This window comes from Duganella sacchari, assembly GCF_900143065.1.
GTDB lineage: Bacteria > Pseudomonadota > Gammaproteobacteria > Burkholderiales > Burkholderiaceae_D > Rugamonas > Rugamonas sacchari.
In genome coordinates this window covers 26535-40395 of the sequence record NZ_FRCX01000008.1, presented here as the reverse complement: position 1 = coordinate 40395, position 13861 = coordinate 26535, and the positions used below count along the sequence as shown (strand labels likewise).

The window sequence follows — 13861 nt, the reverse complement described above, 5'->3', positions numbered from 1 at the left end:
CTTTTTTCCCCACTCCCCCATGTCCAAACTCTGGCAAGCCCGTTTCTTCACGACCGTTAACCAATTACGCGACCTCCCTGACACCCAAGTGCCGGAGATTGCTTTTGCAGGTCGTTCCAATGCCGGTAAATCGACCGCCATCAATATTCTGTGTAACCAGAAGGGCCTGGCGTTTGCGTCCAAGACCCCTGGCCGTACCCAGCACATCAACTTCTTCTCGATCGGTGGCGCCCACGTCGCACAGCACCGCAAGGATCCGACCATCGTCGAGGAAATCCAGGCGCTGCTGGTCGACTTGCCGGGCTACGGCTATGCGGAAGTGTCCGGCTCGGCCAAGCTGCACTGGCAGCGCCTGCTGGGCGACTACGTCCAGCGCCGCGACCAGCTGGCCGCGCTGATCCTGATTATGGACTCGCGCCGCCCGTTCACCGAGCTCGACGTGCAGATGCTCGAATGGTTCGCCCCGACCGGCAAGCCGATTCATTGCATTTTGACCAAGATTGACAAGCTGAACCGTAACGAATCCGTCAACGTGCTGCGCCAGGCCAAAGCCAAGCTGGACAGCTATGTGGACGAAGACGGTGAAGGTTTCCCGTTCACCGTACAGCTGTTTTCCGCCATCAAGCGCGTGGGCATCGATGAAGCCAACGACAAGATTCTTGAACTGGCGGGACTGCTGGACGACGAAGACGTCCCTCCTCCCGATGTAGAAAGTGACAGCAATGACTAAAGTTTCTGCGCAATTCCCCGCGATCCGCATGCGCCGCATGCGCCGCGATCCGTTCTCCCGCGCGCTGATGCGCGAAAACGTCGTCACCAGCGCCGACCTGATCTACCCTGTATTCATCCTCGAAGGCACGCACCAGCGTGAGGCCGTGGCGTCCATGCCGGGCGTGGAGCGCGTCTCGGTGGACCTGCTGCTGAAGGTGGCGGAAGAATGCGTGGCGCTGGGGATTCCGGTGCTGGCGCTGTTCCCGGTCATCGATGCGGCCAAGAAAACCCCGGACGGCATCGAGGCCACCAACCCGGACGGCCTGGTGCCACGCGCCGTGCGCGCACTCAAGCAGGCGTTCCCGGAGCTGGGCATCCTGACCGACGTGGCGCTCGACCCGTACACCAGCCACGGCCAGGACGGCGTGATCGATGACAACGGCTACGTCATCAACGACATCACCACCGACCTGCTGGTGCGCCAGGCCCTGTGCCAGGCAGAGGCAGGGGTAGACGTGGTGGCGCCATCGGACATGATGGACGGCCGTATCGGCGCCATCCGCGAGGCGCTGGAAGCGGCCGGCCACATCCACACTCGCATCATGGCCTACTCGGCCAAGTATGCGTCGGCGTTCTACGGCCCGTTCCGCGATGCGGTCGGGTCGGCCAAGAACCTGGGCAAGGGCGACAAAAACCAGTACCAGATGGACCCGGGCAATAGCGATGAAGCGCTGCGCGAAGTCGGCCTGGACCTGGCCGAAGGCGCCGACATGGTCATGGTCAAGCCCGGCATGCCTTACCTGGACATCGTGCGCCGTGTGAAAGATGAATTCAAGGTGCCGACCTTTGCCTACCAGGTCAGCGGCGAGTACGCCATGCTCAAGGCCGCCGCGCAAAACGGCTGGCTGGACCACGACAAGGTGATGATGGAATCGATGCTGGCCTTCAAGCGCGCCGGCGCCGACGGCATCCTGACCTACTTTGCGCTGGACGTGGCGCGCAAGCTCAAGGCCCAGTAAGCCGCGGGTTTAACGTCGGCGGTAATCCGGGAAGAATTCTTTCATCAGGAACGCCGACATCTGGGCCTCGTCCGACGGACGGGTGCCCAGCACGATGGTCTTGCCCAGACGCTGCGACTGGAACGGCACTTCTTCCGGCCAGTCCTTGCGAATCAGCTCCATGAGCCGCTTGACGACGGCGGTTTCAATATCCTGCTCGGCGCCACGGTCGACGCGCACATCCTGCAGCCATTCCCGTTTGAAGTTCGAGTTCCAGTGACGGAACTTGACCTGCGCCGAATTGGCGCGCAGGTCCACAATCTCAATCATGCCACCCTTCTGCTCACGCTCACCCGAGGCCGAACGGCCCTGGGCGCCCATGATGTTGGCCATGGCGATGCGCTTGGCGCGGTCGGCTTCGCTCTCGGCGGGCGGCTGCGGCGTCGGCTGCGGATTTTGCGCCTCACGCGCGGCGCGGCGCTTGGCGATCATTTCCGACATATCCTGCTCCGGCGGCGGCGTCATCTTGGCCTGCACCGGCGGCACGTAGGTTTCCAGTTTCGGCGCGGCCGGCGCCGGCTCGCTGCGCTTGACGACCTGCTTGCGCGGCTGCTGCGTTGGCGGCTTGATGGCTTTTGGCGTTTCCGGCTTGGTGACGGGCTTGGGCTTCTTGGGTTCGGCCAGCGGCGCGATGTAGACCATTTCGCCGCGCTTGGCGGTGGATGGCGGCACCGGCTTGTGCGACGGCGCGAACAGGTAGTACAGCACGCCCAGCACGTGCAGCGCGATGGAGATGCCGATGCCGATGCGGTTGTTCTTCGATTTGCGTTCCCACGTCGCATAGCCCTGCTGCGCCGACGGCAGGCGCTGGCCGCAAGTCTCGCAGTATTCAGAGTGCGCTGAGAGGATGTGGGAATCGTGGTGCAAGATACAAACCTTGTGGAACGCAGAAGTCGTCAAAATGGGGCCATAGTGCCAGAGTCCCGCTCTTTTGGGAACCGCTCCAGGGTAGCCACTGTACAAGTTACGGCCCTTGACGGATGTTACCGTATGTATCAATTGCTTTACACAGTGCCATGAACTTGCGCTGCCATGGTCTCATACGGCTGCCGGTCCTCCCGATGCCCTTCCATTGTAGCGGCCATGGCCATCACGCATTGTTCGGCATCCAACACCTGGCGCGAGCGCAGCTGCGGGCGTGGCAAGGCATAGGTGTAGTAGTGCGGCCCCTCTGCCGGATAGCCCAGCGCCCAGAGCTCGGGCTGCACTTTGTCCTGCGCGTCGAGCAGTTGGCCGGCACGGTTGATGGCCAGGCCGCCGGGGTGAAAATCGCCGTTGTAATAGGGCTGCACGAGGCCGCGCTGCAACACATTACGGATGAGTAAGGATGTGTCGGTTTTGGGCGAAAACCCCGCCAGTCTTGCCATCACGATCACATCCGCCGTCCAGCATTCGACGCCCTGGGCAAACGGCGTGCGCAGCGTATGGGCGTCGATGCTGTTGCCGGGGCCGGCATGGAGCGCGATGACGCCGGCGTCGAGCAGCGCCAGCAGTTCCTCATTGCGCCGCAACGGCGGCCCGAACGCCGTGCGGTTGATGGCCGGGTGATATACCGCCAGGTAGCGGCGATGCGAGGCCGGCGTCAGGCCGCCATGTTCGACCACGGCCTGCAGCACCGCGCGCACGTCGCGCAGCACATCGGTGGCGGCCTTGGTGGGACTGGCCACATTACCCTTGCGGGCCTCGGCCAGGTCGCGTTCCAGCCAGTCGCGGAAATAGCGGCGGAATTCGGCCAGCGAGGCGAACTGCCGGTCCTGTGTGGGAAACAGCAGTTCGGCAAACAGCGCATCATTGTCCCGCGCGGCGGCGCCAGGCGTGGCGCGGTAAACCTCGGCCATTTCGCGCTTCAGCAGCGGCAACAGGTCGCGTTCGAAGTCCAGCTGGGTGGTGCCGCGCTGGATCAGCGACTGGCGGCGCAGCATGGCCACCGCATCCAGCGTGAAGTAGCGCGGCTGGTGGCGGCCGTCCACGCCCTTCTGGTTGATGCCGCGCGCGGCATACGGCAGGCAGTTGCGCGAGCACAGCGTCAGCTGCGGTTCGCGGCCGGAGGCCAGATAACGCAAGCCGCTGCCGCTGGCGACAAAGCTGCCGCCGCGTCCCACAGTCAAGCCGGCAATCACATCGTGCGCGGTCAGGCCCAGTCCCTGGATCGCCACGCGCGCACCGGCAGCGATATGCGCCAGCTGCTGTGCCGGATAGGCATGGCCGGCGCCATGGCCCGTGGTGAGGCACACAAAGTCGCTCACCACCACGCTGCCATCTTCAAGCACCACCTCGCAGCGGCCGTCCTGACGCCGCTGCAGGTCGATGGCAAGCCGGCGGCGATGGGTCAGCGCGGCGCAAGCCGGCAAGGCGGCGGCAATTTGCGCATAACACCAGCCCAGGTACTCGCCCAGCAGGCTGCGCGGCAGATAGTCGGCATCGGTGACGGGGATGCCGGCCTGCCGCGCCCATTCCGTCAGGGTCGGCGTCGCGCAGACGGGCGCGTGCTGTACAGCGCCAGCAGCGGGAAACAGCGTGACCTGGCAGGCCAGTGTGTTGATGAGCAAATACGGCGGCTGCTGCGCCAGATGCGCGCCCTGCCCGCATTCGCCGGGATCGACGACCACGATATCAAGGGGGAGCTGGCGGGCCAGCGCGGCGGCGGCGAGGCGTTCAAAAACGCTGAGTCCGCGCGGACCCATGCCGATCAGGGTGACGGTATAGCGTTGCATCGTATCGCCTCTTTATCCTGGAAAACTTGCCCATGATAAAGAGGCGATGTTCAGATCAGCTTGTCACCGCTCAATGCTTGTTCACGGCTTTCAACGGCACTGCGTGGACGGCTTCGCGTTCCGGCGCCGGGGTGGCGGCGTCGTCGGCGATTTCCTTGTCGCTCATCGGACCGGTGCCACTGTACTTGTCGAGGAACAGGTAGATCACCGGCGTGATGTACAGCGTGATCACTTGCGAGAAGATCAGGCCGCCCACCACCGCCAGGCCCAGCGGCTGGCGCAACTCGGCGCCTGCGCCCAGGCCCAGCGCGATCGGCAGTGCGCCCATCAGCGCCGCCATGGTGGTCATCATGATCGGACGGAAGCGCAGGATACAGGCCTGGCGGATCGCCACGTCCGGTGTCAGCCCTTCATTGCGCTGCGCGTGCAGCGCGAAGTCGATCATCATGATGGCGTTCTTCTTGACGATACCAATCAGCATCAGGATGCCGATAATCGCGATCATCGTCAGGTCCAGGTTGAACAGGCGCAGCGTCAGCAGCGCGCCGACCGCAGCGGACGGCAGGCCGGCCAGAATCGTCAGCGGGTGGATGTAGCTCTCGTACAGCACGCCCAGCAGCACGTAGATCACGCCCAGTGCGGCGACAATCAGGATCAGCTGGCTGCCCTGCGAACTCTGGAACACCGCCGCATCGCCACCGTAGTTGGTGATGATGGACGGTGGCAGGTGCATGTCCGCCGCCCACTGGTCGATCTTGGCTGTGGCGATACCCAGCGGCACGTCCGGCGCCAGATTGAACGACAGCGTGATCGCCTGCAGCTGGCCCTGGTGGTTCACCGCAGTCGGGCCGATGGTGCGTTCCACCGTGGCAAAGCTGGACAGCTGCACCAGCTGGCCGCTCTTGTTGCGCACCGAGATGCGCGTCAGCGCGCTGTCGAACTGGCGGTCGGCATCGGCCGCTTCCAGGATCACGTAGTAGCTGGCGGCCGGCGAGTAAATCGTCGAGACCTGGCGTTCACCAAAGGCCAGGTACAGCGCGGTGCGGATGTCGCCGATCGCCACGCCGAGGTTGTTGGCCTTGTCGCGGTCGATCTTGAGCGAGGCTTGCAGCCCCTTGTTCTGCGAATCGCTGGTGACGTCGCGGAAGTCCTGGTCGGCCCGCATGCGGTCCATATATTTTTCCGCCCACTCGTTCAGCGCGCCCGGACTCACCGATTGCAGCGTGTACTGGTAACGGCTCTTGGACTGGCGCCCGCCTAGCTGCAAGTTCTGCACCGGACTCAGGTAGACGGCAATTCCCGGCACCTGCTTGGTGGCCTTGCGCAGGCTGTCGAGCACCTGCGGCATTTTCTTGCGCTGGTCGCGCGGCTTGAGCACCAGGAACATGCGGCCGGTATTGCCGCCGCCGACAAACGAAGTCACATCCTGCACGTTCGGGTCGGCCTTGATGACGGCCGCGACTTTCTCCTGCAGGTCCATCAGCGCAACCGAGGAAATGTCTTCGGACGCCTCGGTGTTGACGCGGATCTGGCCCAGGTCTTCTTCCGGGAAGAAGCCTTTGGGGATGGTCACGTACAGCACGACGGTCAGCGCGAACGTGATGAACGCGGCCAGCAGCACGATGTAGCGGTGGCGCAGCGACACGTCCAGCGTGCGCGCGTAGAAATCGCGCAGCGCGCCAAAGCCGGCCTCGAACCAGCGGCCGATGAAGTTGCCCTTGTCGTGTTCAGGATCGATGGCGTCCGGCGGCAGCAGGCGGCTGGCCAGCATCGGCACCAGCATCAGCGACACGGCCGCCGACACCAGCACGGACAAGGCCACCACCACGGCAAATTCGTGGAACATCAGGCCAATCACACCAGGCATGAAGAAGATCGGAATGAACACCGCCACCAGCGACACGGAAATCGAAATAATCGTGAAGCCCATTTCCTTGGCGCCGATCAGCGACGCTTCCAGCGGCCGTTTGCCCATCTCGATGTGGCGCACGATGTTTTCCAGCACCACGATGGCGTCGTCCACCACCAGGCCCACGGCCAGCGTAATGCCGAGCAGCGAGACGTTGTCCAGCGAGTAGCCGAATGCGTACAGCAGCGCCAGCGCGCCCAGCAGCGAAATCGGCATGGTGATGGCCGGGATGAAGGTGGCCGCCGCGCGGCGCAGGAACAGGAAAATCACCATCACCACCAGCGCCACCGTCAGCAGCAGCGTCAGGTTGACGTCGTGGATCGCTTCGCGGATCGACACCGAGCGGTCGTTGACCAGGTTGATGTTGATCGACGCCGGCAGCTGCGCCTTGAACTGCGGCAGCAGGCGGCGCACGCCGTCCACCACCTGCACGGTGTTGGCGTCCGGCTGGCGCTGCACCAGCAGCACGATGGAACGCTCGCCGTTGTAGCTGCCGGCCGCCTTGGTCGACTGGAAGCTGTCCTGCACGTCGGCCACATCCTTGAGGCGCACCGGCTCGCCATTGCGCTGGGCGACGATGAGGTTGGCATAGTCGGCCGCCTTCATGAGCTGGGCGTTGCCCTGGATGGTCAGCGTCTGGCTCGGGCCGTCGAGAATGCCCAGTGGCGTGTTGGCGTTGGCCGACTTGATCGCTTGCTGCAGCTCGTCGAGCGTCAGGTTACGCGCGTTCATGAGGTCCGACTTGGCGCGGATGCGCACCGCAAAGCGCTTCTGGCCGTTGACCGTGACCTGCGCCACACCCGGCAGCGTCGACAGGCTCGGCGCGATCAGGTTTTCGGCGTAGTCGTTCAGCTCGGACAAGGTCAGCGAGGGCGAGTTCATGGTCATGAACAGCACCGGCGCATCGGCCGGATTGACCTTGCGGTAGGACGGCAGATCGGTCATCTCGATCGGCAACTGGCGCTGCGCGCGCAGCAACGCGGCCTGCACATCGACCGCCGCCTCGTTGACGTTGATGCTCGGGTCAAACTCCAGCGTCAGCGAGGAATTGCCCAGCGTATTGGTGGAGGTAATCATCGCCAGGCCGGCGATGGTGGAGAACTGTTTCTCCAGCGGCAGCGCCACCGAGGACGCCATGGTTTCCGGCGCGGCGCCCGGCAGGTCGGCAGAGACGTTGATCACCGGCGTGTTGTAGCTCGGCAGCGCCGCCACCGGGATGTAGAAATACGCCAGCACGCCGGCCAGGATCAGGGTGGCCGACAACAGCACCACCATGACGGGACGGCGGATGCACAACTCGGAAAGGTTCATCGCTTAGCCTTTCTGCTTATTACCATCGGCCTTGGCATCGGCTGGCTTGTCGGCGGAGGCGATACGCACCTTGCCGCCCGGCCGCAGGTTCTGCTTGCCGTCGACGATCACCTGCTCGTCACCGCTTAGGCCGGACACGGCGGCATTTTCGCCAAACGCGTACAGCCGCTTGATGTTGACCACTTTGGCGGACTGGTCTTTGTCCACCGCGTAGATGAAGGTCCCGCGGGTATTGCTAATGATAGCGTTTTGCGGTATCACCGTCGCATCTTTTATGATGTGGGACACCAGCTTGGTGTTGACGTATTGGCCAGGCCACAGATTGGTGTCCCGGTTGTCGAACTGCGCCTTGACGCGGATCACGCCCGCCACCGGATCGACCGTGTTGTCGATAAAGCTCAGCGCGCCATTGATGGCCACGCTGGAATTGTCCAGCGTCACCTGCACCGGCACCGCGCCCTGACGCTGGGCCGCCATCAGGCCGGACAGTGCGGTTTCCGGCAAGGTGAAGGCCACCGTGATCGGGTCCAGCTGGGTGACGGTGGTCAGCGAGGTGGTCATCTGCACCAGGCTGCCCGGGAAGACGTTGATGGCGCCGACCCGGCCCGTCATTGGCGCGCGGATGGCGGTGTAGCTGGCGTCCACGCTGGCCGAGCGGGCGGCGGCAACGTCGGCCTGCAGCAGCGCGCGCGCGGAATCGACCTGACTCTTGAGCGTATCGACCGCGCCCTGGGCGATGAATTTTTTCTCCAGCAGTTCCAGCGCGCGTTTGTACTGGCGCTCGTAGTCGGCCAGCGCGGCGCGGTCACGCTCGACCTGCGCCTGCGCCTTGTCCATATTGGCGCGCTCGGTGCGGTCGTCCAGCGTGAACATCAGCTCGCCTGATTTGACGAACTGCCCTTCCTTGATATGCACTTTGGCGATGGTGCTGGTGGTTTGCGGATGCAGGTCCACGGTGCTGATCGGCGTCACCGTACCGTTGGCCTCCAGGGTCACGGGCACATCCTGCCGCTTGGGGGCAACAATGCTGACCGTGGTGGGGCCTTGCGGGCCGTTGCCCGGCTTGTGGGCGCCGACTGGCTCGGCGCCTTGGTGCGTCATGTACCAGATGCCCCCTGCCACTACCACGATTGCGCCGACCAAAGATGCTATGGATGATTTTTTCATTTTAATAATGTTTTTGCCGTCGAAAATATTGCCGCCGTGCCTAGGGGCAAAATATTGTCGCATAGTATCCACGAGAAAAACTGCAACAATATGACCAGTTGCCAGTTTTTCTGTAGAGCGTTGCGTTAGCTGCCGGCGTAGTACTCCGGCACCACCAGTGTCACTTCCAGGCCGCCGTCCTTGTGGTTGGACAGCGAGACATTGGCGCCGTGCTGCTCGGCGATGTTACGGGCGATGGTCAGCCCCAGGCCGGTACCACCCGATTCCCGCGAGCGCGAGGTTTCGATGCGGTAGAACGGTTCGAACACGCGCGCCATCTGGTCCGCGGCAATGCCGGGACCGCCGTCGCGGATGCGGATGCGCGCCGCGCCAGCCATGCGCTCCACTGTCACGTGGGCGTACTGGCCGTACTTGACGGCGTTGTCGATCAGGTTGACCAGGCAGCGGCGGATCGCCAGCGGCCGGCCCATCAGCGCCATCGCCGCTCGGCCACGCAGTTCCACCTGCTGGCCGACGTCGGTGGCGTCGCTGCACACGCTGTCGAGCAGCGCGTCGAGGTCAAGCGCCTGCATGGTTTCCGTGGAATCCATGCTGCGCGCCAGGTCCAGGCCTTCCTTGACCATTTGCTGCATGGCCGACAGGTCGTCGATGAGACGCTGCTGCAGCTCGGCGTCGCTGACTTTTTCCAGCCGCAGACGCAGCCGGGTCAGCGGCGTTTGCAGGTCGTGGGTGATGGCGGCCAGCATCTGCGTGCGCTGGGTGATGTGCTGGCGGATGCGCGCCTGCATGGCGTTGAACGCCGCGCTGGCCTGGCGGATTTCAGCAGCGCCGCTCAGCACCACGGGCGGGTGGTTGATGTCGTTGCCGAGATCCTTGGCTGCCTGCGCCAGACGCTTCAGCGGGCGCATGGTCATGCGCGCCACCAGGTAGGCCAGGAAGGCAATCGAGACCAGGAACGGCAGCAGCGACAGCAGCTCGCTATGGCCCGATGGCGGCGGCTGGCGCGGCGGCAACACCGACAGCTTGAGCGTCTGGCCGTCGTGCAGGCGCACATTCATGGTTTCACAGGTGCCGCGCCACTGCGACGGCGCAAAGATGCTGTTGCTCTGGCGTGGCTGGTCGCAGGCGGCCGGATGTTCGGCCAGCGGTCCCAGCGAATAGCGCTCGCCCAGGCGCTGTTGCAGCAAGGTGGAGAATTCGGTCGCCGGCAGTCCTTGCGCCTGCGGCACATCGCTGATTTCCAGCCGCACCGTGCCGCGGTTGGCCGCCACCAGATAGGTGGGGCGCGCGCTTTCCGGCATCACGTCGGCGGTGGTGATCAATTGCTCGGCCCGTTCCAGCGCGTGGAAGTCGCGGTAGCGCTCCAGCGCGCGCGTGCGTTCGTTCACGGCCAGCCACTGGGTCAGCGCGGCCGACGCCACGATACCCAGCAACAGGACCAGGAATACCCGTCCGGTCATCGAACCGAGGAAGGCTCTCACGCTTGCGGCTCCACGCTGACCTGGCCGGCCAGCACATACCCGCCGTTACGGACGGTCTTGATGATTTGCGGCATACGCGCGTCTTCGCCGAGCTTCTGGCGCAGGCGGCTGATCTGGATGTCGATCGAACGGTCGAACGGATCGGCGTCGCGGCCCTGGGTCAGGTTGAGCAGCTGGTCGCGGTTCAGCACGCGGTTCGGATGCTCGAGGAACACCTTGAGCAGGCGGAACTCGGCGCCCGACAGCATGATGACGATGCCTTCCGGATTGAGCAGGTGGCGCGCGGTCAGGTCCAGCGTCCAGCCCGAGAATTTCATTTGCTGCGCCTTGTCCGTGCCCACGCCCACCGGCATCGCATTGCTGCGGCGCAGAACGCTGCGGATGCGGGCCAGCAGTTCGCGCGGCTCGAACGGTTTCGGCAGGTAGTCGTCGGCGCCCATTTCCAGGCCGAGGATGCGGTCCAGCGGCTCGTTGCGGGCGGTCAGCATGATGACCGGCAGCGTCGAGTGCGCGCGCAGCTTGCGGCACAGGGTCAGGCCATCGTCGCCCGGCAGGTTCAGGTCCAGTACCACCAGCTCGGGGCGGGCTTCGTCCAGCAGTTTCCACATCGCAGCGCCATCGGCGGCGCACAGCGCGCGGTAGCCGTTGGATTCAAGGTAATCCGCCAGCAAAGTGCGAATGTCACGATCGTCGTCAACGATCAAAATAGTAGATGTCGGTTCCATGCGCTCATTATCCATGCAAGACCATGCACCAATTGTATCGTCTTGTATATCCATATAGGGCATTGCGGGGGGCGAAACATCTGGATACAAAAACTTCGGCGCGCGCAACGTAAGAGCAACCTTGGGCCGCCACTATGGTTACCAGCGCGGCACATATGGCGCCGCGATGATTCAACTCTCAACCATGAAGGAACGACCATGAACACCTTACGCAAAAGCATACTGATCGGTTTTACGGTACTGGGCATGGCCGCCGCCCAGGCACAGGAAGCCCAACCTGCTCAGAAACAGCACGACGCCCGTCCAAGCAAGGAGCAGATGCAGGCCAAGATGGCCGATATGTACGCCAAACGCCAGGCGCGCCTGCATGACCTGCTGAAACTGACCACGCAGCAGGAATCGGCCTGGGCCACCTATCAGGCGGCAATCAAGCCGGCAGCCATGGGCGCCCGTCCGGAACACAAGCCATTCAAGCAACTGACGGCGCCTGAGCGCCTGACGCTGGCACTGGACATGAGCAAGAAACGGGAAGCGATGCTGGAAACTCATCTGAAGGCGGTGACCGCGTTCTACGGCCAGCTAAATCCAGCGCAGCAGACGCTGTTTGATGAGCACAGCTTTGGCGGCGAGCGCGGCGGCATGCGTGCCAGCTGGCGCCACCGCGGCCATCACGGTGGCAGGGGCCACGACCAGCATGAAGGCTGGGGCGGCCCGCGCCAGGGCTGATCAGTTCAGGGCGGACAGGGATGCGGTGAATTTGGCCGCATCCTGGAAGCCGATCACGCGCGCGTTCGGAATTTCCTTGCCCTGGCGGTCAAACAGGATAATGCCCGGCGGGCCGAACAGGCCAAAGCGTTTCAGCATGGCTTTGTCGTCGGCATCGTTGGCGGTGACGTCCACTTGCAGCAGCACGGTGTTGGCCAGTTTGGCGCGCACTTGCGGATCGACGAACGTCAGCTTTTCCATTTCCTTGCAAGACACGCACCAGTCGGCATAGAAGTCCAGCATGGCGGTCTTGCCGCCGGTTTGCGCCAGCACAGCGTCCAGCTGCTGGGTGGTTTTGATGCGCTGGAAGGCCAGCGGCGCCTCGTGTGCCTTGCTGCCCAGATGCGCGAGCGGCGCCAGCGGATCACGGCCACCGCTGACCACCCCGACCAGTTGCGCCACACCCAGCACGGCGACGATCACGCCGACCGACTTGGCGTTCCATTGCCCGGAGTTCATGAGCAGATACATACCGTAGCCGACCAACAGCGCGGCCCAGCCGAGCATCTGCACGGCGCCCGGCAGCACCGGCGACACCAGCCACCAGCCGACCGCCAGCATCAGCACGCCAAAGAAGCGCTTCACGGCATCCATCCAGACACCGGCTTTCGGCAGCAGCGTGCCAGCCGACACGCCCACCAGGATCAGCGGCACGCTCATGCCAACCGCCATCGCAAACAGGGCGGCGCCGCCGATGACGATGTCACGCGATTGGCTGATGTAGACCAGCGCTGCCGCCAGCGGCGCGGCCACGCACGGACCGACAATCAGCGCGGAAATCGCTCCCATCACGAACACGCCGGCCAGCTTGCCGGAGGCCTGGCGGTTGGAGACGGTGCTCAGTTTGCTTTGCAGCGCGGCCGGGACTTGCAGCTCGTAAAAGCCAAACATCGACAACGACAACAGCGCCATCAGCAAGGCAAATGCCCCCAGCACCCATGAATTTTGCAGCGCACTGGCCAGCCCTTCACCGGCCAGGCCGGCAGCAACGCCCAGTGCGGTGTAGACCAGTGCCATGCCCAGCGCATAGGTTACCGACAAAGCGAGGCCGCGGCTGCGGCTGCTCTGCGCACCTTCGCCGACAATGATCGAGGACAGAATCGGCACCATCGGCAGCACGCATGGCGTGAACGACAGACCCAGGCCCAGCAAGGCGAACAACGGCAGGATGACCAGCAGTTTGCCACTCTTCAACGCAGCTTCCAGACGGCCGGCTTCACTCGCCGGCGCCACGGTGGTTGCGACAGCAGGTGCAGGTTGCGGCAGGTCGGTGGCGGTTGGATTAGGGACGGTGTAAATCTTGACGCCTGGAGCGGCTGAGGCCGCTTTGCCGCCGTCGACGCCAAGGTTGACGGCGCCTTCGGCTGGCCGTGTGGCGGATATGGCAGCGGCTGTGGCGGCGGTCGCGACGCTTGCGGCGGCTGGTTGCGCTGCCGTAGCGGCTGGCGCCGGGACAGATGGGGCGGCCTGCGCGGCGGCAGGTGCGGTTGCAGCGGCTGGCGCCGGCACGGGCACCGATCCGCTACCCGTCAGCGCAGCCTTGTAATCCTGCGGCGCATAGCACAAACCCTTTTCCGAACAGCCCTGCCCGCTCGCCAGCAGCGTGAACGGACCGTTGACGTCGACCGGTATCGTAATCGTCAGCCCCTTGCGATAGGTTTCCACGTCCTTGGCAAAGGTATCGTCGTAATGCACCTTGCCCGGCGGGATGTGCGGTGCGCCCAGCCTGGCGCCCTGCGCGCTGAACTTGAAGCGCTCGCGGTACATATAGTAGCCGTCGGCAATCTGGAAGGTCACGGCAACCGTATGCCCGTCCACCATGCGCGCTGAAAACTTGAACGCTTCGGACGGATCAAGGAACTCCTGGGCACGGGCAGGCTGCAGCAGCAGCGCGATCAGCGCCAGCAATGGCGCGATAAAACGGGCAAAACGGGGCATGAAATCTTCTCTCAGAGGAACTGGTCATTGGAGCAACAGGCATAGTACACCGGGCGCGTTTTTCCCGCCTGAGCCGGGCCTT

At 64.0% G+C, this 13861-nt stretch carries 10 protein-coding genes; 3 read left to right on the top strand and 7 right to left on the bottom strand.

Annotated elements, in window-relative coordinates; translation table 11 throughout:
- The first annotated feature begins 19 nt into the window (after positions 1-19).
- Both yihA and hemB read left to right on the top strand, forming a co-directional pair.
- Complete coding sequence (yihA, locus tag BUA36_RS18720; protein ID WP_072786842.1) at positions 20-730, top strand: ribosome biogenesis GTP-binding protein YihA/YsxC; 711 nt, start codon at positions 20-22, stop codon at positions 728-730.
- Positions 723-1730 (top strand): porphobilinogen synthase, encoded by a 1008-nt coding sequence (gene hemB, locus BUA36_RS18715; protein WP_072786841.1) that lies wholly within the window; start codon positions 723-725, stop codon positions 1728-1730. Before yihA ends, hemB begins: the two co-directional genes overlap by 8 nt.
- Positions 1731-1739: 9 nt before the next feature.
- On the opposite strand, the gene BUA36_RS18710 is transcribed toward hemB, so the two are convergent.
- The 6 genes from BUA36_RS18710 to BUA36_RS18685 form a co-directional block, all read right to left on the bottom strand.
- Entirely contained in the window at positions 1740-2516 is a 777-nt protein-coding gene (locus BUA36_RS18710; RefSeq protein ID WP_371851466.1) for a hypothetical protein, read from the bottom strand.
- A gap of 257 nt (positions 2517-2773) precedes the next feature.
- Positions 2774-4483: an FAD/NAD(P)-binding protein gene (locus BUA36_RS18705; RefSeq protein ID WP_072786839.1), complete on the bottom strand. Its 1710-nt coding sequence runs from the start codon at positions 4481-4483 to the stop codon at positions 2774-2776.
- Positions 4484-4553: 70 nt separating this feature from the next.
- Entirely contained in the window at positions 4554-7703 is a 3150-nt protein-coding gene (locus BUA36_RS18700; RefSeq protein WP_072786838.1) for an efflux RND transporter permease subunit, read from the bottom strand.
- A 3-nt stretch (positions 7704-7706) separates the two neighbouring features.
- Positions 7707-8870: an efflux RND transporter periplasmic adaptor subunit gene (locus BUA36_RS18695; protein WP_072786837.1), complete on the bottom strand. Its 1164-nt coding sequence runs from the start codon at positions 8868-8870 to the stop codon at positions 7707-7709.
- Positions 8871-8995: 125 nt separating this feature from the next.
- Positions 8996-10351 (bottom strand): ATP-binding protein, encoded by a 1356-nt coding sequence (locus BUA36_RS18690; RefSeq protein WP_072786836.1) that lies wholly within the window; start codon positions 10349-10351, stop codon positions 8996-8998.
- Positions 10348-11076 carry a response regulator gene (locus tag BUA36_RS18685; RefSeq protein WP_072787071.1) on the bottom strand — a complete coding sequence of 243 codons (729 nt, stop codon included), beginning with the start codon at positions 11074-11076 and terminating at the stop codon, positions 10348-10350. The genes BUA36_RS18690 and BUA36_RS18685 overlap by 4 nt, the downstream gene beginning before the upstream one ends.
- Before the next feature lie 198 nt (positions 11077-11274).
- Between BUA36_RS18685 and BUA36_RS18680 the strand changes: the two genes are divergently transcribed.
- Entirely contained in the window at positions 11275-11802 is a 528-nt protein-coding gene (locus tag BUA36_RS18680) for a Spy/CpxP family protein refolding chaperone (protein WP_072786835.1), read from the top strand.
- Here BUA36_RS18680 and dsbD read toward each other — a convergent pair whose 3' ends face one another.
- Positions 11803-13779: a protein-disulfide reductase DsbD gene (gene dsbD, locus BUA36_RS18675; RefSeq protein WP_072786834.1), complete on the bottom strand. Its 1977-nt coding sequence runs from the start codon at positions 13777-13779 to the stop codon at positions 11803-11805.
- Between the last annotated feature and the right edge of the window lie 82 nt (positions 13780-13861).

What these genes read in the sequence shown, in the direction of transcription:
- yihA (WP_072786842.1), top strand. Translation starts at nt 20, where the DNA reads ATGTCCAAACTCTGGCAAGCCCGTTTCTTCACGACCGTTAACCAATTA.
- hemB (WP_072786841.1), top strand. Translation starts at nt 723, where the DNA reads ATGACTAAAGTTTCTGCGCAATTCCCCGCGATCCGCATGCGCCGCATG.
- BUA36_RS18705 (WP_072786839.1), bottom strand. Translation starts at nt 4,483, where the DNA reads ATGCAACGCTATACCGTCACCCTGATCGGCATGGGTCCGCGCGGACTC.
- BUA36_RS18700 (WP_072786838.1), bottom strand. Translation starts at nt 7,703, where the DNA reads ATGAACCTTTCCGAGTTGTGCATCCGCCGTCCCGTCATGGTGGTGCTG.
- BUA36_RS18695 (WP_072786837.1), bottom strand. Translation starts at nt 8,870, where the DNA reads ATGAAAAAATCATCCATAGCATCTTTGGTCGGCGCAATCGTGGTAGTG.
- BUA36_RS18685 (WP_072787071.1), bottom strand. Translation starts at nt 11,076, where the DNA reads ATGGAACCGACATCTACTATTTTGATCGTTGACGACGATCGTGACATT.
- BUA36_RS18680 (WP_072786835.1), top strand. Translation starts at nt 11,275, where the DNA reads ATGAACACCTTACGCAAAAGCATACTGATCGGTTTTACGGTACTGGGC.
- dsbD (WP_072786834.1), bottom strand. Translation starts at nt 13,779, where the DNA reads ATGCCCCGTTTTGCCCGTTTTATCGCGCCATTGCTGGCGCTGATCGCG.